The sequence below is a fragment of the Nocardia sp. NPDC051321 genome, from assembly GCF_044455225.1.
GTDB lineage: Bacteria > Actinomycetota > Actinomycetes > Mycobacteriales > Mycobacteriaceae > Nocardia.
In genome coordinates this window covers 251,702-272,635 of record NZ_JBITEM010000015.1, presented here as the reverse complement: position 1 = coordinate 272,635, position 20,934 = coordinate 251,702, and the positions used below count along the sequence as shown (strand labels likewise).

The window sequence follows — 20,934 nt, the reverse complement described above, 5'->3', positions numbered from 1 at the left end:
GCATCGGGATGCTCAGTCCCGACGATTACGAGAAGTCACTCACCGCGGCAACTAAAGCCGCTTAACCCCCTGTCCACGATTCGGGGGGAACCTCAAGATACCGGCCGAGTTGCCTTCGCGGCAGGGTAGATCCGGTGTCCGGCATGAAGTCCTCCCCACTTCGGGCGGGTCGCTCGACCCGCATCGGGTAGATCATGGCAACTGCCACGGGAGGTTTGCTGGGGATTCGGGTGACTTCATTCGGGCCGCCCGAAGCCGCGCACATCACCACCCAGACAGGTGTTTTGTTGATGTGCGCCCGGTGAAGCGGCAGAGAAGTCCACAGCAAACCTAGCAGCTTCATTGATAGCCGGGCGCACCCTTGGATCGGCGATGCGAGTCGAGGCTTCTCATGGACAACCTGATGTTCGCGGACACACCAACTTCGCGCTGCGCCTACTACCGGCGCACCTGTGGTCTACCCGCCGGCATCCACCCGGAGGCGGGTCGGATCATCGTGCGAGTAGGCATCGTCGGTGCGATCACCATGCCTGCCCCGCTCGGCCAGCGCGTCCGCGATGACCTGCTGCAGCACCGAATTCCCCTCGGCCCCATCATTTCCCATCTCCGATCCAGACGCTGGACCTTTCTCTGCCGCCCCGACCTGCCGAACGACATGACTTTGTTCGCGGAACTGTTCCGTCTCAACGTCACCCTGGTCCCGCCCGGCGCTGAGATCGCCTTGCCCGCACCCAGCGACACTCGTACCGGTCACCGGCACTGGATTGTTGCCCCGCACGACACCTTCCGACCTTCCGGCCGGATCGTTCTCGCCGCACTGCGCTCCTGTACCGCGAGAGGACCCCGGTGCTGACCGATCCACTGCCGCCGAAACACCAACTGCTGCAGGCTTGCCGGGGTGAACTCGCAGCGGACCATCCACTGCTGCGGCTCGCACGCGAACTGACCGACCTGCACGAGCGACGGTTGTGCGCGGCCAAGGACACCATTGCTGACCGCCGGTTTATCGACGACATCGACTCGCGGCGTGCCGGTTTGGTCCGCGACATCGACCGCTGGATCACCCTGCAACTGCCGCCTTCGCATGGTGCCGCACACGTCCATACCGAAACCCTCGGCGCCGTGATCGACCGTCTTGCTCAATTCACCGCCTGCGCCTTCGCGGCCCTGGCCAGTGCATCGCAGTGGGAACTAGGCAATGCGTGGGAGCATCTCGCCGAATTAGCTATTGGCTACGACGATTTGGCCGCCGAGGTGTGTGCCGGGCGCAGGCGCTTGCCCGGCGGACCGTAGTGCCCTCGGTGTTCACCACGTGGCTTTGGTCTGCTCGTTTTCCATGCGGTAGTAGCGACGGGTGAGGTCGAGGCGGCGGGCTATCTCGTTTGTCATCGAGGTGGGGCTCATGGGAGTCGCGACGATGGGGTCGCCGGACTTGATGTAGTAGCGGCCGTCGTCGGCGTAGTCGGTCCAGAGGAAGCCGCGGCCGTCGTTGGTCGGCCTGGAATCTATTGCGGGGCCGGGGAATACGGTGATCTCACCGACGGCGGTCCGGTCGCGCTTGAACATGCGGTTGAGTTGATCCTTGATGCTGACTTCGTTCGCGCGGCGGCTGTAGCGCTGCCGGTCGGCGGCGATCTCATCCCTGCGGAAACTGACCGCGGCATGGGTGCCTGCCTGTGCTTTCGGTAGTGCGGCCACCGCGGCGGCGGCCACCTCGTTCGGCGCGCACAAACCCATGATCACGTCGCCGCCGGTGTCCTCGGCGGTGCCGGGTAGCTGGATGAGGGTGGCGCCGGAGCCATTTCGGACCGCACCGTGGAATCGGAACACCGCAGCCAAGCCGGAGCCGCCGAAACCCTTGGATTCGACGCGGGTTTCGGGCTCCAGCAACGTCGACAAGGCAAGCTCCAGGTTCTCGGAGTACTGGGGGAGCAGTGCCTGAACCGCCGCTTCCCGTTGCCGCACAAGGTCATCCCAATCGACCGCCGTGGTCGGCCGAAATGCCAGCGGATAGGGCAACCGGTCGCGCCCGTAAGCCGACCAGAGGATGTCGAACTCCTGGCCGGTGAATCGCCAACCGCGCACGCTCAGTTTTCCCCGATCACCGGCGGCACGGCCTTATTCGGCTCGCCGAGCAGCTCCTCCGACCAGTCCCGGATCAAGTAATCCTTCGTCTGGTGCGCACCTTCGTCATCGTCCTTCTTACCGCCCGCACCACCCATCGGCACGCCACCCATGCCGGGGCGCCCCGCGGCGCCGGTGCTGGTGCCGACGCGGGCCGCCAGCGGGGCCACGGTTCCCGGCGTTTGCGGTGAACCGGGGATGCTGCGGCCCGGGGCCGGTGAGCCGGGAGTACTTGGGCTGCCGGGGCTTCCGGGCGAACGGGTGGTCGAGGGACTGCCCGGAGTCGTGCTGCGGTTTGGCACCGGAGTCACCCCTGGCGTGGTGCCAGGAGCGTTCGGGCTCGTCGTGCTGGCGGGTGTGGTGTTCTGCGTCGACGTGGGATTGTTTGCCTGAGTGGTGGATTGAGGTGTCCTACTGGACGGGTTCGTCTGCGAGTTATCGCTGGCCGTCTGCGTGGCGGAGTTCTGATCCTTCGCCGGATCCCCGGACTTGTCACCCGACTGATCCCCGGTCTTGTCCCCGGGCGAAGCCGCATTCTCCTGCTTCGGCTGATCACCCGTACCGGACGGACTCGGGGAGTTGGCAGCAGGTGATGGCGGACTGACCGGCTCATTCGGATTGTTCACCAGCGTAGGGCTATTCGGCACCACAGGTACACCGTTGTCGGTCTGATTCGCGACCTGCCAGTACACCGTCCGCAGCACACGCCGCGCTTCCGCGGTTGCCTCGGTTTGGTTGTGGTCGTCGACTTTCAGCACACCCTCGCTGGGCAACGTCTTGCCGCGCAGATCGGGGCTGCTATCTCCAGTGCGAGGCATCAGAGTCTGCGTTTGATGCAAGCCGGTATACAGCTCGTTGAGCTTCACCGAGATGAGCTCGGTGGCGAGTGTCAATTGCTGCGACTGATCGACATACCGGTTGACGGACTGAACCGCCTGCTTTGCAGCCTCGCCTGTCCACCCGTTGGTAACTGTCGCGTTGATCGCGTCACCGAACGTGCGCGACTTTTCCCGGAATGAGCTACTGAGGTTCTGCCACATCTGCGAGGCTTCCCACGCCTGAGCGGGTTTCATGGCGTCGACTTTGCTTATCAGGTCTTGCAAGGTACCGGTTTCAATCGCGAACAGGTCCTCGCCGGGATTCGTTATTGACGGCGGATCGTATCCCTGCTCCAGGTCTCGCGCTAGACGGCTGCTGTGCGAGTAGATGGCAGTGCGATCGTCGTTCCACTGCTGCTGAGCCGCGATGATCCGCGCTTGATAGTCATCCTGACTCATGAGGCACCCTCCCCAGGGATGTCGACGGCGATGGCTGCGATCTTCTGGCTGTTGCTTTCATCGACTGCCTGGTAGTTCGCCATCGCCTTGGCGAAGACCTGGCGCATCACTTGGACCTCTTCGATGTGGGTTTGGATCGATACGTCGATCGACTTTTCGCCCTTGCCCTTCATCTGGAACTTGTGTTCAAGAATCGGTCCGGAGGGCATTGTGCCGAAGCCGCCCACGAGGATGTTCAACTTCGTCATGTCCCGGACGTCATCGAGGCCGTCCAAATAGGCCTGGCATTTGGCGTCGAGTTCTTTGCCGACATCAGGGCTCAGCGCTAGCTCGCCAGCGTTCGCCTGGTCCAACAGCATCTGCCACTCAGCCACACTCTCGCCAGCCATGTCAGTTTCCTCCAGGCAGGAACTTCGCGAATTCGTTAGCGTGCCGCGATGCTTCGTCGCACGGCTCCCCAAGCTTGCCCACTGAAGCGCGAGTGAGGACGTAGAAGACTACGGTTCCTTTCGCCTGGCCCTGTGGCACTTCGACTGTCATACCGCAATCAAGACGTTTGTCGTCGCCGACGTCGAGGAACCGCACCGCTGGGCGGCCCTCGACCGTCATAGCCGTGAATTGTTCATATTCGGGCCGTGCTTGAAACTGCGCCAAAGTGGCTGTTCCTGAGGCCACTGCGAGGGTGTACCAGCGTGCAGAGGAACGCCAGCCGCAAACCTTCCAGCCCGTCGGATCGATACCTGAGACATCCTTGGTACGGGTATCTGGGCTTAGACCACCAGCCCGCAACGCATCGTCCGGCAGCGCCGTACACGGATCCCAAATCGCCGCATCCGGATCCTTCGACCCCGACGGCTTCGCACTCACGCTCGTCGCACCAGTCGCAGTCGCGCCCCCACTCGTCGTGGGCGACCCATCCGTCTTCTGACACCCCGCCAACACCAGCACAACACCCACTACCAGGGCGATACCGCGCAGCTTGTTCCCCCTGCTGGTCATCCGTTCCCCTAATCGCCGGTGCTGAAATCCATCAGAGGTGGATGTGTCCCGGTGCCCACCCCCGTTACCTGGGCAAACCGTACCGCTGACCCCGCGCGGGCCGCAACAACACGTGCTTATTTGGCAGCAGATCGGCAGCTCTCCTGGCGAGCCGGGAGTGTTATCCGCGCTGCGCCCCCAGCAACGTGCTGTCATACATCGTCCGCGGGCGATCGGGGTTGTCCCGAATGTGCTCGGTGGCTCGGGTGATCGCCTGGCTGTAGCGTGCGCTCGCCGCGTTGTGGGTGAGCAGCGCGACGCCGATCATCATCGGCGCTACCGCGTGCACGCCCGCGTCGAACCAGCGCGCGTCCCGGACATGCGGGTAGGTGTTCAAGCCGATGGTCAGCGCGAGCAAGACGATTTCGGCGGTGACGACCTGGGTGCGGCTGTTCAGCACGCCCCATTCGGCGAGCTTGGTGGTGCCGATCATGATGATCACCAGGCAGACGCTGATCATCGCCTCGACCAGGTAACTGAACCAGTACAGCGGATCGGTGACGCCGTCCGGTGCGATGTTGTGCTGCACGTTGACCGCCGACCACAGCATGCCCGCGATCACCACGCCCGCGAGGGCGCGCAGCGACCAGGCGCGGTGCCGGTACAGCGAGGCGAGCTGGGCGTGCGGGCTGGACTCGCGACGCTGTGCGGCAATGGCTTTGCGTGCCATCAGCAGGTCGCGGATGTCGGCCTTCTCGATGGCTTCTTTGGTCTGCCTGGCGCGGTCGGCGGCGTTGGAGACGGCCTCGGCGTACTTCCAGCGCTGCCCGCGGTCCTGGGTGCGGATGCGCTCGGCCAGTTCACGTTCGGCTTCCAGCTCGTCCTCGGCCAGTGCCTCGGTCAGCGCGGGATCGAACTGGTAGGCCAGTCGGCCGCGGGCCCGCTCGACCCGCCTTGCCAACTGCGCGACTTCGTCGAAGGGGTGTTCCTCGGGCATGCTGCTCCAAAAGTGGATGGGCTGAACGGAACTCGACAAATCGGGAGATGCCGGGCTGCCCGATCACCGGGAGCTGGGTAGTAGCTCGCTGCGAGGGTAGCGGACAGGTGGCATCGACACCTACTCTTCATAGTCGATTCCGCGCGCCGAGGACACGCTCCAGCGTTATCTGCGCCGAAAATCCCGGCGAGTCACTCGGCCTCGATGGCCATGTCTTCCTGGCTCCAGTAGGCGCGCATGCGCGTGATCTTGCCCGCGTCGTCGAATTCCATCACATCGATGGGGCTAAGGGTGAAGCGCTGTCCGGCGACCCTGGTGACGATGGTGAACTGGAAGGCGACCTCGTTGCCCGCCACGCGGACGGTGTCGGCCTGCAACTCGGTGTCCCGATCGAGCGCGCCGATCACGTCGTAGAACTCGCGGATCGCGGCGTGCCCGTGCCGGACCGGGGTGCCGACGGGGTCCTCGACGCTCGCGTCGGAGGCGTAGAGCTCGACGATGGCCTCGGTAGGCCCCGCGCCGACCAGCTTGACGTACTGCTCGACGGCATCGCGGATCTGCTCGGTCATCGGAACTCCTGTCGAATTGGAACGTGTTCTAATTCGGCACAGTAGCAGCACAGCCGCGGGGGCGGTCAAGGATCGGTTCCGCGCTCTCGATGCGCTGTCCACGACCCGGTCCAGGTGGCTCGGGCCGTGGGAAATCCCCCCGAAAGTTGGAATGCCCCCGCAGACGCTGTGCTGTTGTCGGCATCCGCGTGATAGGACACGGTGACGACCCGAAAACTCGATCGCGCCCGGTGCCGGAGATCGCCGTTGATCTCCCGTGGTTCGCCGTTGAACCTTTATCCCGCGCTGATGCTTTCGTAAATTCTGTCGCTTCCACCCGGCTTGTTGTTACCGCCGGTCCGTCCAGCGGAACAGGTGTTGTTTCGGTCCGCTTTGCCCGCTGATTACTGCTTTCGTCGGCCCCGAGCCAGGAAACTCATCGCTAACTCCGCCGAACCGGTCCCGGTGTGTCGGCCTTGTGCTGCCGGTGAAGTGCTGTTTACTCGGTCCGGTCAACCAGATGTTCGAGTGACGAGTGGAAGCGGAGGAGACATGGCACTGCCTACCATGACCGCGGAGCAGCGCACTGAAGCGTTGGCCAAAGCGGCAGCGGTCCGCAAGGCGCGCTCCGAACTGATCGGCAAGGTGAAGGCGGGCAAGGTTTCGGTCGCCGACCTGCTGAAGAAGGCCGACTCTGATGAGCTGGTCAAGAAGACCAAGGTCGCCGCGGTGATCAAGGCTCTGCCAGGTGTCGGACCGGTGAAGGCCGCCAAGTTGATGGATCAGGCGGAGATCCCGGAGGATCGTCGGATCGGCGGGCTCGGCGCACGTCAGCGTGCGGCGCTGCTCGACGCCCTGAAGGACTGACCAGCTAGATTCGCGGTTGATCTAACCGGGGAACGAAACCTCACGTCGGTGGCGCGGCTTTGCCTCGCGAAGGACCGCCTGCTCGCGGCCCTGACCACGTAGCTCAGCCCCCAGCCGCACAGACAGTGCAAACGCCCCACAGCGCCTCGAACGGCTGTGGGGCGTTGGCGTCGGTACGCCAGGGAGTGCGAAAGAGCGCCAGCAGCTGGATGCGTGCCGTTTGCTCAGCGCCGGCGCCGCGGGAACTTCACGTTGAACGGTGCCGGGTCCGACATGGTTATGTCGCCGCGCGGCGGCAGCACTACGCAGGCGAGGCCGAGGGCGATCAGCAGGGCGGCCGCGACGAGGCTGCATGCGAAACTGACGCCGCTCATGTCCATGGGCTGATGGAAGGCGTGGTAGACGAAATGCGGCACGCTGAAGACCAGCCAGCCGATGCCCGCGATGCGCGCCGCCGCGGTGCTGTTGAGGACGAGGGCCGCGATGGTGACCGCGGTGAGCGCCAGGAAGAACGCGCCGACGTCGCCCGCCAGGTGATGGTTGTACGGGCCGTCGGCGGCGATCCAGTGCATGCCGAAGCCGGGGAAGCTGGTGTACCAGGAATGCGGCGCGATGGTCGCCCACAGCCCGACGACGGCGCCCTGAAGGGCCAAGACCGCCAAGACTATTCGAGTGATCAGCAAGCGGCGCCGGTATTGCTCGAAGCGCATCCGCACGCGTAACCCCTCTTGCGTGCCCTGCACCGAAATCCGCATCGGTCTCTCCGTTCCCGCCGAACTGCTCCGATTACGTGCTGTCACGGTAAATCGGCCACCCGGTCCGGGCAAGGGGCGATCAGGCCAGCATCGATGTCGCGTTCGGTGCGGCGACGATCCGATCCGGATGGGTATAGACGTTCATCGTGTCGCCGCGCAGGAAAGCGGCGAGGGTGAGCCCCGTCTCGGCCGCTAGATCGACCGCGAGCGAACTGGGTGCGGAGACGGCACCGAGCATCGGAATGCCCGCCATCGCCGCCTTCTGGACCAGCTCGAAGGAGGCGCGCCCGCTGACGATGAGCACCAGATCGCTTGCGGGAACCAGGTTTTCCCGTAACGCCCAGCCGATCACCTTGTCCACGGCGTTGTGCCTGCCGATGTCCTCGCGGACCGCGAGTGCCGTGCCGTCGGTGGTGAACAGTCCCGCCGCGTGCAAACCGCCGGTCACCTCGAAGAGGATCTGCTTGCTGCGCAAGGTATCCGGCATGCCCGCCAGCACCTGCGTATCCACCGCGGCCCCGCCCTGGACGATCGGGTACTTGGACAGGGTGCGCACCTCGTCGAGCGCGGTCTTGCCGCACAGGCCGCAGGCGCCGGTGGTCAGGAAGTTGCGCGGCCGCATCGGGCCCGGGTTGCGCAGCGTTAGGTCGAGGACGTTGTAGGTCTGGCGGCCTTCGTCGTCGGTGCCCGCGCAGTAGCGGGCCGCCATGATCTCCTCGGCGACGCCGATCATGCCCTCGCTCAACAGGAATCCGTGCACGAGGTCGACATCGTTGCCCGGGGTGCGCATGGTGACGGTCAGCGAATCACCGCCGATCCGGATCTCGAGCGGCTCCTCGACGGCCAGGGTATCGGGGCGTTGGATCTCACCCGTCGACGAGATCCGGCGCATTCTGCGGCGGGCGGTGACTCTACTCATGGCTGGCCCGTTCGAGTCTGATGGTCACCGACTTGGACACCGGTGTATTCGACCGTGCCGCGACATGGTCGAGTGGGACAAGGGGATTCGTCTCCGGATAGTAGGCCGCCGCGTTGCCGCGCGGGGTCGGGTAGGCGATGAGCCGGAAACCCTTGACGCTGCGCTCGGTACCGTCGGTCCACTCCGAAATCACATCGACGAGATCGTCTTCCGCGAAGCCGAGGGCGGTGATGTCGTCGGGATGCACCAGCACTACCTTGCGGCCGCCGTGCACGCCGCGGTAACGGTCGTCGAGGCCGTAGATGGTGGTGTTGTACTGGTCGTGGCTGCGTAGCGTCTGCAAGATCAGCCTGCCCTCCGGCACCGGGGTCCAGTTGAGCTCGTTCACCGCGAAGTTGGCTTTGCCTGTGCTGGTACGGAATTCGCGGCTGTCCCGGGGCGGGTGCGGTAGCACGAAGCCGTTGCGGGCGCGCACCCGCGTGTTGTAGTCGGTGCAGCCGGGGACAACCCGGGAAATCGCGTCGCGGATGGTGTCGTAGTCGCGCCGGAAGCGCGCCCACGGGACCGGGTGGTCGGCGCCGAACAGGGTCAGCGCGACATCGCAGACAATGGCGACCTCGCTGCGCAGATGCTCGCTCACCGGCTTGAGCCTGCCGGTGGACAGGTGCACCATCGACATCGAATCCTCCACCGACACCTGCTGTTTCAGACCGTCACGCAGATCCTGATCGGTGCGGCCGAGAGTCGGCAGGATCAGCGCGGTCTTGCCGTGTACCACGTGGCTGCGGTTGAGTTTGGTGGAAACCTGCACGGTCAGTGCGCAATTGCGCAGCGCGGCCTCGGTCACCGCGGTGTCCGGAGTGGCCGAAACGAAATTGCCGCCCATTCCGAAGAACACTTCCGCCCGCCCGTCCCGCATGGCGCGGATAGCGTCGACCGTGTCGAAGCCGTGTTTGCGCGGGCTGGTGATGCCGAATTCCTGGTCCAGCGCGTCGAGGAACGCGTCGGGCATCTTCTCCCAGATGCCCATGGTGCGGTCGCCCTGCACGTTGGAATGCCCGCGAACCGGGCAGACCCCTGCGCCAGGCTTGCCGATCATGCCGCGCAGCAGTAGCAGATTCGTCGCCTCCTCGATGGTGGCGACGCCGTGCGCCTGCTGGGTGAGGCCCATGGCCCAGCAGATGATGATGTTCTTCGACTCGGCCAATTGCTTTGCGGTGCGGTCGAGTTCGGCCCGGGTCAGGCCCGTCGCCTCGAGCACAGTGGCGAAATCTACCGCACGGACCTGTTTTTCGTATTCGGCGAATCCGGCGCAGTGCGCGTCGATGAACTCCTGGTCGACCACCGTGCCCGGCGCGCGGTCCTCGGCCTCGAACAGCAGCCTGCCGAGGGCCTGGAACAACGCCATATCGCCGCCGAGGCGGATCTGCAGGAAGTCGTCGGCGATGGACACTCCGGTGGTGAAGCCCTTCACGGTCTGCGGATCGCGGAAGCCGAGCAAGCCGGTTTCGGGCAGCGGATTGATCGCGATGATCTTCGCGCCCTTGGTTTTGGCGTCGGCCAGCGCGCTGAGCATGCGCGGATGGTTGGTGCCCGGGTTCTGACCGGCGACGATGATCAAGTCGGCGGCGGCGAAGTCATCGATCGAGACCGAGCCCTTGCCGATGCCGATCGAGCTGGTCAGCGCGGCGCCCGAGGACTCGTGGCACATGTTCGAGCAGTCCGGCAGATTGTTAGTGCCGAAACTGCGGACCAGCAGCTGGTAGAGGAACGCGGTCTCGTTGCTGGTGCGGCCGGAGGTGTAGAAGACGGCCTCGTCGGGAGATGTCAAGGCGCCCAAGTGATCCGCGACCAATCGGTAGGCGTCGTCCCACGCGATGGGGGAGTAGTGGGTATCGCCGGGGCGCAGCACCATCGGATGCGTCAGCCTGCCCTGCTGGCCGAGCCAATAGCCCGACTTGTCCGCCAGCTCATCGATCGAATGCGCGGCGAAGAACTCGGGGGTCACCGTGCGCAGCGTCGCCTCCTCAGCGACCGCCTTCGCGCCGTTCTCGCAGAACTCGGCCGGACGGCGATGACCGGTCGGCTCCGGCCAGGCACAACCGGGACAGTCGAAGCCGTGCACCTGGTTGACCCGAGCGAGGGTACGGGCGGTCCGGATCACGCCCATCTCGTCGACCGCGCGCTTCAGCGACACCGCGACCGCGGTGACACCCGCGGCCTGCTCTTTCGGCGCGGTCACGCTCAGCGCGGACTCATCGATATCCTCGGTCGGCCCATTACGGTGCATAGTTCGTATTGTCCTCTTCGCGGTGTCTGAGTCGGGCAGGGGACCAGCTAACTTCGATGGTATGCACTCGGCGCGATGCTGGTGCGGAACACGCGCTGACCCTAATAGGCGTTCGGCATCGGCGCCCGTCCCCAGATCCCACACCCCAGCGCTGACTCGGCGATAGCACCACAACTGGACTCACCCGAGTTGACTCCGCACAGGCGCACACCGCATTACGATGCTAGGGATCGCACGCACGTAGGCGCGGTCGTACAGAGTCCGTCATCGAACCGTGCAGGGTCGGATCGAAGGCGGTGGTACGCCTAGCGAGAGCATGGCCGATGGGGACGCTGGCACCAATTGCTGCGCGTGCCGACGCAGTGCGTCGGCAGGTGGGGAAGAGGCGCGCGACTCGGGTATTGGTCGAGGGTGCCGGAGCTCTGTGTTGGGTTGTGCTGCTTGGGTTTCCGGGGGCGTCCGCGGTCGGGGACACGGGTTCAGCCGGGTCGCCTGAGGTGGTCGGGTCGCAATGGTGGTCGCCAGATGGCGGGTTGACGGACCTTGGCGCTCGTGCGGGGCCAGCGGTGCTGGTTCCCGTCCGGCTGCCGAACAGTCCGCTGCCGCCACCGCCGAGAGATGATGGTGGGCCGGTGTCGCCCCCTCCGGCGCAGCAGCCGCCACCGGATGGCACCGGGACGCACGATGGGCCGTCGCCGCGTCGGGCGCACCAGCCTTGCGGCGGGGAGGGTGGTCCTACTTGTCCGAGTGTTCCGCCGTCGAGTGAAACGAAACCGCCGGACGTCACGACTCCGTCCGTCACTACTCCGCCGGTCACGACATCACCTGTTACGACACCACCTGTTACGACACCGCCGATAACGACCACACCGCCACCCGATACCTCGACGACACCGCCTGACACGACGACCGAAGTGGCCCCGCCGCCCCCAGAAGAGGCGATCCCGCCGCCACCTCCGCAGATCAGGCCACCGAATATTGTTGTGCCACCGCAGAATACGTTTCGGACACCAGCGGTCGTGCCACCTGCTCCTGAAGTGTTGCCGCCTCCTCCGCCGCCCCGATTGCTGCCTGCTGCAATGGATCTCACGCCGTCGGCGGTGGAACCCGGTGCCGGTGTCACGGCCAGTGGGCACGGGTGTGATCCGCAGGCGCCGGTCGATGTGACGATGGGGGAGGTTGCCGTTGCCAAGACGGTCGCCGGGGCGGACGGGGCGTTCGAGGTGCCGCTGGCCACCGGGGCGGCGGATGTCGGCAGGTACCAGGTGACCGCGAAATGCGGGCGCACGCTGGTCGCGCCGCTGGACGTGGTGCTGGTCGGCAGTATCGGGACGGGCACGTCGACGCTGACCGTGATCCTGTTCTTTCTCCTGCTCGGCGGGTGGTATTACGGCCACCGCCTCGTTTCGCAGCTACCTGCGCGGAGGGGCGAATGAGCGGTGGCACCCATGGCATTCGGCATGTTGTCTGGCTGGTGCTGATCGTGCTGGTGTGGACGGCGGCGCAGGCGGGTGCGCGGCCCGATGGGGTCGACATGTCGGCGAATATCGATGAGCACGATATCGCGGGGACGTCGGTGGAGAAGCCGCTGCGGCTCGAGCCGGACAGCACCATCCGAGTCGCGATCGAGTTGACGAACAATACGAGTGACCCGCTGGAGATCCGGCACGTCGATCTCGCGGGGCACGTGCTCGGCCTGAGTTTCTACTCCTACTCCACCGCCGTCGAATTGACCGTTGCGCCAGGCAAATCCGAGTCGCTGCGATATCGCCTGGAGTTGCGCGGGCTGTCCGGGCAGGCCGTCGGCTTGATCGGCGGTGAGCTCGCGGTCTACGACGGGAGCGGCGCGGCGGTGGCCGCGATTCCGGTGATCACCGATGTGCGCGGCTCATTGTGGTCGGTGTACGGACTGTTCGGGATCGCGCTCGCCGTGCTCACCGCGCTCGGCATCGCGGACGCGGCATTGACCATTGCGCGACATCGGCTTTCGGCCAATCGATGGCGGCGCGGGTTGCGGGTGCTCGCGCCGGGGCTCGGCATCGGGCTGGTGTTCGCGTTCACCGCGTCGGTGGCCAGGTGGTGGGTGCCCGACACCGGTCTGTGGCTGGCCTTCGCGGGGGTCAGCGCGACGGTCGCGTTTCTGCTCGGCTACGCCTCGCCGACGCCGGAGCCGGACGAGGAACTCGACGACGACTCCGACGACGTCGATGAAAACGTCGATGAGGCCGAGCCCTACCGGTTCCCGGCCGAAGGGCCGAAGCCGTGACCGAGTAGGTACCGCAACGCGATCTGCGCCTCCGGCTCTTGCGAGCTGAGCCCGGAGCGCGCGGTCGGTAAACTTTCCGGGATGCGGATCGGCGAATTGTCCAAGCGCACGGGCGTGAGTCAGCGCTCACTGCGGTACTACGAAGAGCAGGGTCTGTTGAGCAGCTCGCGCTCCGAGGCCGGGCAGCGTCACTATTCCGATGCCGGGGTCCAGCGCGTATCGCTCATCCGGCAGCTGTTCGACGCGGGGATGTCCAGTCGGGTGATCGCGACCGTGCTGCCGTGCGTGGAGACCCCCGATGACGAGCGCGTCGTCGAGCTGGCCTTCGAGACGATGGTGCGCGAGCGGGATCGGATCGACGCCGACATCGTGCACTTGATCGAGACCCGCGCGGCGCTCGACGTGCTGATCAAGGCCAACAGTCAGCACCGGACGAAGCTGTCCGCGTCGACCTGATGCTGTGACCTGCACCTCAGCCGCTTGCCCCTTACATCTGTGTCAGGGATGAGGATGGCGACAGAGCCCGGAACCACCGGGGTCGGTCACGCAGGAGGCGGCAGAAGATGGGACAGGCGTGGGGTTTCGGCAGGTACGGCGGGCCCGAGGTGCAGGAGTTGTTCGATCGTCCCGATCCCGTCCCCGGTCGCGGCGAGGTGCTGATCCGGGTTGACGTCGCCGGCGTGAATCCACTCGACCATCTGCTGCGCTCAGGTCTGGTCCCCGGGCTCGACGGCGGGCGGCCGTTTCCCCGCGTGCTGGGCATGGAGGCAGCGGGAACTGTGCTCGCCCTAGGCGCGGACGTCGACGGTCTCGCGGTGGGTGACGCGGTCTTCGGCTTCGCATTCACCGGTGGCGGCACCTACGCCGAGACGACGGTGCTGTCCGCACCGAACACCGCGCGCATCCCGGCGGGTCTGTCCGCGACCGTGGCGGCAACGCTGCCGGTGGCCGGAACGACCGCGGTGGACGCGCTCGACCAGCTCGGCCTCCCGGCCGGTGCTACGGTCATGGTCAACGGGGTCGGTGGCGGGGTCGGTCTTGCGGTCGCCAGGCTGGCTGCTGGACGCGAGCTGCGGGTGATCGGCACGGGGAGTACCGCTAAGCGCGAGCACGCCGAGGCCATTGGGGTGCGCTTCATCGACTACTCCGCCGGGGACGTTGTCGCCGCGGCACGCGAGCTGGTTCCGGACGGCGTCGACGGGATCATCGACCTGGTCGGCGGCGTCTCGCTGCGAACGGTCGCGCCACTGGCCAGGGACCCGCGCAACGTGATCGCCGTGGGTGATTCGGCTGTGGCCGACCTCGGTGGGCGTTTCGTCGAGCGTCGCCTCGACCGCGCGAACCTGGACCGGTCCGCCAGGCTGGCCCTCGACGGCGTCCTCGCACCCGTGATCACCGCGGTCTATCCGCTCGCCGACGCCACGGCCGCCCTCGCGACCGTCGAGAACGGTCACACTGCGGGCAAGGTCGTTATCAAGGTGGCATGAGAAGTGCCCGGACGACCGCCGCCAACCCGACGGGCGGTCGATCCGGGAACGCGCGAACGGCGATCGGTGGGTGGCCCACCGATCGCCGGTCGTACTTATGGATTTGTCATCGCGAGAGCGAGTTGCGCAGATCGGCGATGGTGGCGCGGCGCTCGTAGGCGATCCAGGCGAAGATCGCGGCGAGCACCAGCGGGAAGATCGCCATTCCGGGCTGCCCGGCGATGAAAGCCTGTGTCCCGGCGGCCAATACGGTGAGAACGGACAGACCCGAGGCAGCCAGGGCGCTGAGCCGCGGCACCAGCAGGCCGATACCGCCCGCGACCTCGGCGACGCCGATGAAGATGAGCAGGCCGAGCGGGATGGTCAGATTCGCCGGGGCGCTTTCCATCAAGGTGTTCGGCATCACGAGCTTCGGCCCGCCGGAGGCGATGATGAAGAAGAGGCCGAGCACGATCTGCAGGGTCCACAGGACGCGGTTGCGGACCTTGCCCGGGCGGGCGGTGACGTTGTCGGCGAAGTTGGCGGTGGGGTTGGCGGTGGTCATTTCTCTGGTCCTTCTCGTCGGTCGCGCCGGGTTGGTAGCGCGTTCAACGGATAAGACGGGGCACCCGCCGAGAACTCATCGCTGTCCGCGAAAATTTTTGAAACCGCTGGGCCCGGTCGCTCGCGGCGGAACTTCAGTGGTCCTGGAAGACCTGAGCCACAACAGGTTTCGTCCGCCGGATGCCTCGCGGTATGCGCGGCGCTGTCCGGCAAGAACTTGCTCCCCCGATGTCCGGTATTGACTGTGCCCCTACGACCGGGTGTTTACTGCCACCCGCACCCATGCACGACAGCAGTAAGGACACCATGACCACCACAACCCATCCGGCACGTGCCGCCAGCCGGGCCTTGCACGCCGCGGTCCAGGCCCACGACAAGGACGCCTGGCTGGCTATGTTCGCGGCGGACGCCATCGTCGAAGACCCGGTCGGCCCTTCGGATTTCGATCCGGAAGGTGCGGGGCACCGGGGCCGCGACGCCATCTCGGCGTTCTGGGACAAGACCATCGCGCCCAACGAGTCGATCGAGTTCCTGTTCGACGACTCCTTCGCCTGCGGAAACGAAGTCGCGTTCACCGGCAAGGTCCGCAGCCGCAACGGCGGCCAGGTGATCGACGCCGAGGGCGTGTTCATCTATCGGGTCGACGCGGCGGGCAAGATCGTCGCCGTGCGTGCCTTTTGGGAGTTCGAGCGCACTATGCGGACCATGAGACCTGCCTGACTTCGCGCTGTCGGGCAATGCCAATCCACTCGCACGACGCTCCGCCAGATCGGATCGGTCAGCGCCCGGCCGCCAGGAACGGCAGGAACCGCGACAGGAATTCGTCGACGCTGGGCAGCGCCAGCACGCGAGTCACCGCGCCGCACACCGCGATCAGCTGCGCGACGGCGGGCACGGTATCGATACCACCCGCGACGGCGACCACGGGAATGAGCGAGGCCAGTGCGACCAGCACGGCGAAGACCGTGCGGGCGGTGGCCTGCCAGGGGTAGACGACCTGGGTAGGGGCAGCAGCCTCAGACATAGTGAATCTCCTTGTATTCGTGCACTTTCCGGCATTGCGGGCGGTGCGGACGCCATCGAGCTCGCGGTCGGCCTCCGCTACCGCTCCGCGCCACCCACCAGCGGCGTAAACCGTCGACCCAGGATGGCGGATCCCCGCCTGATCGGATACCGACTGTTCCGGCCAGCCGAACGGCGGCTGCTCAGCGCCAGTCGATCGCGCGGTCGGGGCCGCCGAGCGGATCGCCACTGACCACCGTTTCGGGCACCCGCAGGGTGGGTTCGCTCTCGAAAAGCTTGCGCGCCTCGGTGCCGTTGCCCGCCGCGTCGGTCACGGCTGCGGTGTGATCGAGCAGAGCCAGTTCCGCGTCGGTGAACGTCCGGTTGTCACCCCAACCCCAAGTGTCCCAGAGAATCATCTCGGTACGGTTGAGCGTTGCCAGGTCGTGGACGAGGTCGCAGGCGATCTGCGGCCAGCCACGTGTCTCCGGAATATCGAGCCCGGGATCGACGACGAACGTAGCCGGGTCGGCGATAGCCGCACGGCATTGCTGCCAAGCAGAGCCGGCCAGGACGAACTGATCCGTTGTCACATCGAGCGGGTCGATGGAGATGCCGTCCGGGCGGGTGTGGTCATCGGCGAGTTCGGCGTCAACCCTGCGCCACCGCCGTTCCGACGCGTCCCAGACCTCGGCAATCTCGTGGTCGATGCCGAAACCGGGGACGAAGTACGTGGCGAATCCCACGCGCGCGCGGGCCGGAATACCCTTGGCGCGCAGCAACGATACGAACAGCAAGGTGACGTCGCGACAGCAGCCGACCAGGCGCTCGGTGAGCGACCGTGGCGTGGTCAGCGGACCGTCGGCCAACTCGCCGAGCCTGGCGAGCATCGCCTCGACGTAGCGAGTATCTATCTCGCGCAGGCGCTCGACCGGAACGCCGTTCTCGACCGGGTTCTCGGCCCGGTAGTGGACGACCAGGCCCGCCACCACCCGCCGCAGCTCGGCGAGGTCATCGGGAAGGTCGGCCAACAGGTGGCTCATCCGGCCCGGCTCGGTCATGCGGCTCTGGAGGGTGTAGTACGAAAGGTCGTCGTCCATAACTGGATGCTAGGTCTGCGACGAGATAAGCGGAAGCCGTCGACATCCGACTTGGTCAGTGCCGCAACAGATTCAGGCGGTCGCGTTTCGTCATCGCCGTGTTGGTTCTTATCCGGCCCGCTGCCTTGATGTTGCTCTAGCTTGATCTCATGACCATCGAATCAGATCAAAACGCCGGGTGCGGCGTGGATTCGGTTGTCAGTGAGTTCGAGCGCACTATGCGAACCATGAGACCTGCCTGATTTCAGCCGGTTTGGCCGGGACGTGACTGCCGGATTCGGGGGACGATCTTCGGCTTGCACCTGACGTAAGGTCAGGTTCTAACGTCAGCGACACCGACGCATGGTGCGTCGGTGGAAGTGGGATGAAACGGATGGACCTACCCGAAACCGAGCGTGTATGGAAGGTCGGTGAGCTCGCGGCCGAGGCCGGACTGACGGTGCGGACGCTGCATCACTACGACCACATCGGGTTGGTATGTCCGGCGGAGCGGACTGGCACCGGCCACCGGCTCTACGTCGCGAGCGATGTCCAGCGTCTGTATCAGGTGCTGGCCCTGCGTCAGTTGGGCCTGGGACTGGACCAGATCACCGGCCTGCTCGAGGGCGCCGTACCGGTGACGCAGGTGCTTTTTGCTCATCGCGACTATCTGGCCGCGCAACTGGCCGCGACCCAGGACCTACACGCCTTGGTCGCTGCGCTGGCCGCCACGGCACAGAGCAGGCCGGACACATCCGCGGATCGCTTCCTGGAATTGATCAGGAGGACCGTCATGGTGGACGACACCATCAAAGAGCATTTCACCGAGGAACAGCTGACGCAGCTCGCTGAGCGCCGAGAAGCCCTGGGAGAAAAGCGCATTCAGCAAGCCGAAGCGCAATGGGGTGAACTCATCCCCAAGGTCGACGCGGCAATCGCCGCGGGAATGGACCCGACCGCACCCGAGGCACAGCAGTTGGCGGCGCAGTGGATGGAACTCCTGGAAGGGTTCCATGGTGGTGACCCAGGGTTGCGCGACAGCATGTACCAGATGCAGGCCAGCCGGACCGAAAGCGCCGCATGCGGCCCGTCACCCGCCCAGATCGAGTTCATCACGGCCGCGAACTCGGCACGTCGATAGCGAATTCGGGAGGCGCCAGCGTATCGATTGAGACGCGGGGCCGCACTGAGGTTACGCACGGCGCCTGTGCGCGAGAACCTTTCTCGCGCACAGGCGCCGTGCCCAGATTTCGGATGGTGTCGCAGAGCCTGCCGCAACTCTGCCGGACCCCCAGAAAATGGGGGGATAGCCGTCAGCGCTCGGTCGCAGCATGCTCGACGCACGCAGTGGCCCGCGGGTCATGCCGACGGGCCAGCGGAAAGGAATTGAGAATGAGTAGGACACCACTGCGGCTTTACATGTCCATGTCGGTCGACGGGTACATCGCCGGGCCGGACGACCGGCCGGGCCAGGAACTCGGCCGCGACGGCGGGCGGCTGTTCAACTGGCTCGACGACCGGATGTCCGAGGGCATCAACGGGCAGGTGTACGCCGAGGCCTCGTCCACCGGTGCCGTGATATCCGGCCGCCGCACATTCGAGCTGGCCAACCGATGGCACGGCGACCACCACGACGGCGTGCCGATCAACGTGCTCACCCACCACATCGACCCGGCCGACGAGCCACCCGGCAGCGCGAAGTTCTACACCGACGTCGACGCGTGTGCCGCCGACGCTCGAGCGGCAGCCGGAGATCGAGCCGTGCTGGTCCATGGCGCCGGTGCGGCACAGGCTTTGCTGGCAGCAGGTCAGCTCGACGAGCTCGAACTGCATCTGGTCCCCGTGCTGCTTGGCGCGGGACGGCGGCTGTTCGAGCCGACCGGACTCGGCCACGTCGAACTCGAGCTGGTCCGGCGACTCGAAGGACGCAACGTCACACATCTGCGGTACTTGGTCCATCGAGAAGAACAACGGCCCTGACTGCTTTCGGCGTCAGAGTTGCCCGTAGGCAGCGGAACCTCGGTAGCGGCGGCCTCCGGTGAAAGGCGACGGGTATCGCACCGGTTAGATCAGGTGTCGCGGTGGTCTTCGGTTTGGCAACGGTAGGTGAGGACTCGTTCGCTGATGCGGACGCTCCAACCGGGCAGAAGTTCGGTGGGGGAGGTGCCTATTCGGGTCCACTGGTCGGTGCCGGGCGGGGCGATGTAGGTGCCGGAGGTGGCGGTGGCGTCGCGGACGAAGACCTTGCCTCGGTCGACCGAGACGTAGGCGTGTACGCGGGAGACGTGGCGGTCGCGCTGGATGACGATGGGTGCGGCGCTGGCAGTGCGCACCGCGTCGTCGGTTTGCGGGCCACGACCGATGACGTAGGGGCGGTCGAGCGGGTAGGCGGTGCCGTTCTCGAGGACCAAAGTGCCTGCGGCTTGGTCGTGTTCGGCGGCAGGGCGGATGAAGCGGGCGGCACGGTCGGCCGAGGTCTTGTGCAGCGCAACGGGTTCGGGGCGTGCGCCGGGCTGATGGGTTTGGGACCAAGCGAGTTGGCGGTCGGCAGCGGGACGGTTGCCGATCGGCGGGCGTGGTCGCGCCCGTGGTCGCGCTGATTCGCTCGGACGGAGTGCGGTGGCGGAGGTGGCCGACGATGCGGGCGCGGTGGTTCGGGTTGCCGAGCGTGCGGGCGTCGACGAGGAGGAGTGTTCCGCGCCGGATCGCGCGGCCGACGACACGCCCGCGGTCGAGGACGTAGCTGAAGCCGCGGCAGTCGGATTATCGGAGGTAGGAGAATCAGACCTGTCCGAAGTTGCCGAGGTCGCAGGATCGATGGCATCGGCGGCGCCGGTAGGTTCGGGCATCGCGGCGAAGCCGGCGGCGACGGTGGGCGGGGGCTCGGATGTCGATCGGGCGGTTGTCGCCTTGGATTTGGAGGTAGATCCGGTGGTGCTCGCCTTGGACTCGGGTGCCGACACGGCGGACGGCTGCGGCGCCGAGGCACCCTTGGCCGCTTTGCCCGCGCGGCGAACGGCGACGTTCAGGACGAAACCACCGCCGGGCACCACACCAGCACGTAGATCGGTGCGCGGCAACGCCTTCAGTGTCGCGCCGATGTCCGTGCCAACGGTGATCCGGCGCAGCGGTTCGCGCACGATCTCATCGACCCAGGTGAACGCTCGCGCCCCGTCGAGCCGCCGGGTTCCTTCCGCACCGTTGATCTCGGCGAAGACCGGCCCGCGCAGCAGGATCAAAGTGCCGTCGCCGGTCGGTGCCACCACGCCGAACGGTGGCACCTCGGAGGTGCCGCCGAAAACCACGGCCGCCAGCCGTTGGGCCAGCGCCGCTCCGGGATGTTCTGCCTCCGCGACGGCCTCGACGGTGCCGAGGATTCGATCGCTGGAGGCGGTGTCACCAGCCAGATAGACAACTATGCCACCGAAGCGCGCGACAAGGCCATGACCTTGCGCGATACCAACGGTCGGGGGTTTGCTGCGCATCCGCGCCCTCCTTTCCGGCGCACTTACCGACATTCGAGCCCAGCATAGAGCGTGTGCCTCGCGCGGATCGGCGCGTGGCGGCGGCAATGGGCTGCACGCGGATACGTTGTCGTCCTGGGCCGCGGGAATTGGTGGGCCGCCTAATTCGGTAGTGCCGCCAGGATTCTGGTCGTGCATCGGGTGGCGGTCCGATCGGCGCGTGGAACTCGATGGCGCGATGTTTGTCCCGGCCGCAAGTGTGGCGACCATCTCGCTCGACACCTGCGCTTCATCGCGCGGTCGTGTCGCACTCCGCGTGTCGGCACGCAAAACGTCTC

Annotated in this window: 23 protein-coding genes; 9 read left to right on the top strand and 14 right to left on the bottom strand. The window is 66.1% G+C overall.

The genetic code is table 11. The features are described 5' to 3' along the window. Positions 1-457: 457 nt before the first annotated feature. A complete protein-coding gene (locus ACIA8C_RS33575) occupies positions 458-604 on the bottom strand; it encodes a hypothetical protein (protein WP_397141695.1) in 147 nt (48 codons plus the stop codon). Between the two features lie 242 nt (positions 605-846). On the opposite strand from ACIA8C_RS33575, the gene ACIA8C_RS33570 reads away from it, so the two are divergent. Further along, a complete protein-coding gene (locus tag ACIA8C_RS33570; protein ID WP_397141693.1) occupies positions 847-1,293 on the top strand; it encodes a DUF4254 domain-containing protein in 447 nt (148 codons plus the stop codon). A 12-nt stretch (positions 1,294-1,305) separates the two neighbouring features. Here the strand turns inward: ACIA8C_RS33570 and ACIA8C_RS33565 are convergent, their stop codons facing one another. The 6 genes from ACIA8C_RS33565 to ACIA8C_RS33540 all read right to left on the bottom strand — a co-directional run bounded on the left by ACIA8C_RS33565 (position 1,306) and on the right by ACIA8C_RS33540 (position 5,945). Continuing rightward, positions 1,306-2,085 carry an ESX secretion-associated protein EspG gene (locus tag ACIA8C_RS33565; RefSeq protein ID WP_397141691.1) on the bottom strand — a complete coding sequence of 260 codons (780 nt, stop codon included), beginning with the start codon at positions 2,083-2,085 and terminating at the stop codon, positions 1,306-1,308. A gap of 2 nt (positions 2,086-2,087) precedes the next feature. Continuing rightward, the gene (locus tag ACIA8C_RS33560) at positions 2,088-3,401 is read right to left on the bottom strand and encodes a hypothetical protein (RefSeq protein ID WP_397141689.1); all 1,314 of its coding nucleotides are present in this window, start codon (positions 3,399-3,401) and stop codon (positions 2,088-2,090) included. Further along, positions 3,398-3,790 (bottom strand): hypothetical protein, encoded by a 393-nt coding sequence (locus ACIA8C_RS33555; protein ID WP_397141687.1) that lies wholly within the window; start codon positions 3,788-3,790, stop codon positions 3,398-3,400. Before ACIA8C_RS33555 ends, ACIA8C_RS33560 begins: the two co-directional genes overlap by 4 nt. A gap of 1 nt (position 3,791) precedes the next feature. Beyond that, positions 3,792-4,400: a DUF3558 domain-containing protein gene (locus ACIA8C_RS33550; protein ID WP_397141685.1), complete on the bottom strand. Its 609-nt coding sequence runs from the start codon at positions 4,398-4,400 to the stop codon at positions 3,792-3,794. A gap of 160 nt (positions 4,401-4,560) precedes the next feature. Next, positions 4,561-5,376, bottom strand: coding sequence for a hypothetical protein (locus tag ACIA8C_RS33545; protein ID WP_397141683.1), 816 nt, complete (start codon positions 5,374-5,376; stop codon positions 4,561-4,563). Between the two features lie 191 nt (positions 5,377-5,567). Beyond that, on the bottom strand, positions 5,568-5,945 hold the full coding sequence (locus tag ACIA8C_RS33540) for a nuclear transport factor 2 family protein (protein WP_397141681.1): 378 nt from the start codon (positions 5,943-5,945) through the stop codon (positions 5,568-5,570). A 531-nt stretch (positions 5,946-6,476) separates the two neighbouring features. Here ACIA8C_RS33540 and mihF point away from each other — a divergent pair. Further along, the gene (gene mihF / locus ACIA8C_RS33535; RefSeq protein WP_029895202.1) at positions 6,477-6,791 is read left to right on the top strand and encodes an integration host factor, actinobacterial type; all 315 of its coding nucleotides are present in this window, start codon (positions 6,477-6,479) and stop codon (positions 6,789-6,791) included. A 224-nt stretch (positions 6,792-7,015) separates the two neighbouring features. On the opposite strand, the gene ACIA8C_RS33530 is transcribed toward mihF, so the two are convergent. The 3 genes from ACIA8C_RS33530 to ACIA8C_RS33520 all read right to left on the bottom strand — a co-directional run bounded on the left by ACIA8C_RS33530 (position 7,016) and on the right by ACIA8C_RS33520 (position 10,755). After that, positions 7,016-7,546 carry a hypothetical protein gene (locus ACIA8C_RS33530; RefSeq protein ID WP_397141679.1) on the bottom strand — a complete coding sequence of 177 codons (531 nt, stop codon included), beginning with the start codon at positions 7,544-7,546 and terminating at the stop codon, positions 7,016-7,018. A 79-nt stretch (positions 7,547-7,625) separates the two neighbouring features. Beyond that, positions 7,626-8,465 (bottom strand): formate dehydrogenase accessory sulfurtransferase FdhD, encoded by an 840-nt coding sequence (gene fdhD, locus ACIA8C_RS33525; protein WP_397141677.1) that lies wholly within the window; start codon positions 8,463-8,465, stop codon positions 7,626-7,628. Then, the gene (locus ACIA8C_RS33520) at positions 8,458-10,755 is read right to left on the bottom strand and encodes an FdhF/YdeP family oxidoreductase (protein ID WP_397141675.1); all 2,298 of its coding nucleotides are present in this window, start codon (positions 10,753-10,755) and stop codon (positions 8,458-8,460) included. The genes fdhD and ACIA8C_RS33520 overlap by 8 nt, the downstream gene beginning before the upstream one ends. A 1,079-nt stretch (positions 10,756-11,834) precedes the next feature. Here ACIA8C_RS33520 and ACIA8C_RS33515 point away from each other — a divergent pair. The 4 genes from ACIA8C_RS33515 to ACIA8C_RS33500 all read left to right on the top strand — a co-directional run bounded on the left by ACIA8C_RS33515 (position 11,835) and on the right by ACIA8C_RS33500 (position 14,508). Next, positions 11,835-12,191 (top strand): hypothetical protein, encoded by a 357-nt coding sequence (locus ACIA8C_RS33515; RefSeq protein ID WP_397141673.1) that lies wholly within the window; start codon positions 11,835-11,837, stop codon positions 12,189-12,191. Beyond that, complete coding sequence (locus ACIA8C_RS33510) at positions 12,188-13,021, top strand: hypothetical protein (protein ID WP_397141671.1); 834 nt, start codon at positions 12,188-12,190, stop codon at positions 13,019-13,021. Before ACIA8C_RS33515 ends, ACIA8C_RS33510 begins: the two co-directional genes overlap by 4 nt. A gap of 81 nt (positions 13,022-13,102) precedes the next feature. Beyond that, entirely contained in the window at positions 13,103-13,477 is a 375-nt protein-coding gene (locus ACIA8C_RS33505; protein ID WP_397141669.1) for a MerR family transcriptional regulator, read from the top strand. Between the two features lie 107 nt (positions 13,478-13,584). Next, positions 13,585-14,508, top strand: coding sequence for an NADP-dependent oxidoreductase (locus ACIA8C_RS33500; RefSeq protein WP_397141667.1), 924 nt, complete (start codon positions 13,585-13,587; stop codon positions 14,506-14,508). Positions 14,509-14,614: 106 nt separating this feature from the next. Here the strand turns inward: ACIA8C_RS33500 and ACIA8C_RS33495 are convergent, their stop codons facing one another. After that, positions 14,615-15,052 carry a DoxX family protein gene (locus ACIA8C_RS33495; protein WP_397141665.1) on the bottom strand — a complete coding sequence of 146 codons (438 nt, stop codon included), beginning with the start codon at positions 15,050-15,052 and terminating at the stop codon, positions 14,615-14,617. A gap of 305 nt (positions 15,053-15,357) precedes the next feature. On the opposite strand from ACIA8C_RS33495, the gene ACIA8C_RS33490 reads away from it, so the two are divergent. Continuing rightward, positions 15,358-15,771, top strand: a complete 414-nt coding sequence (locus ACIA8C_RS33490) for a nuclear transport factor 2 family protein (RefSeq protein ID WP_397141663.1) — start codon at positions 15,358-15,360, stop codon at positions 15,769-15,771. A 58-nt stretch (positions 15,772-15,829) separates the two neighbouring features. Here ACIA8C_RS33490 and ACIA8C_RS33485 read toward each other — a convergent pair whose 3' ends face one another. Both ACIA8C_RS33485 and ACIA8C_RS33480 read right to left on the bottom strand, forming a co-directional pair. Further along, positions 15,830-16,075, bottom strand: a complete 246-nt coding sequence (locus tag ACIA8C_RS33485) for a hypothetical protein (protein ID WP_397141661.1) — start codon at positions 16,073-16,075, stop codon at positions 15,830-15,832. Between the two features lie 181 nt (positions 16,076-16,256). Beyond that, on the bottom strand, positions 16,257-17,153 hold the full coding sequence (locus tag ACIA8C_RS33480) for a transglutaminase domain-containing protein (protein WP_397141659.1): 897 nt from the start codon (positions 17,151-17,153) through the stop codon (positions 16,257-16,259). Positions 17,154-17,517: 364 nt separating this feature from the next. Between ACIA8C_RS33480 and ACIA8C_RS33475 the strand changes: the two genes are divergently transcribed. Together ACIA8C_RS33475 and ACIA8C_RS33470 are read left to right on the top strand one after the other, a co-directional pair. Continuing rightward, positions 17,518-18,273, top strand: a complete 756-nt coding sequence (locus tag ACIA8C_RS33475; RefSeq protein ID WP_397141657.1) for a MerR family transcriptional regulator — start codon at positions 17,518-17,520, stop codon at positions 18,271-18,273. 251 nt (positions 18,274-18,524) lie between these two features. Further along, entirely contained in the window at positions 18,525-19,112 is a 588-nt protein-coding gene (locus ACIA8C_RS33470) for a dihydrofolate reductase family protein (RefSeq protein WP_397141655.1), read from the top strand. Positions 19,113-19,201: 89 nt separating this feature from the next. Here ACIA8C_RS33470 and ACIA8C_RS33465 read toward each other — a convergent pair whose 3' ends face one another. Continuing rightward, positions 19,202-20,617, bottom strand: a complete 1,416-nt coding sequence (locus tag ACIA8C_RS33465) for an FHA domain-containing protein (RefSeq protein WP_397141653.1) — start codon at positions 20,615-20,617, stop codon at positions 19,202-19,204. Positions 20,618-20,934: the final 317 nt, after the last annotated feature.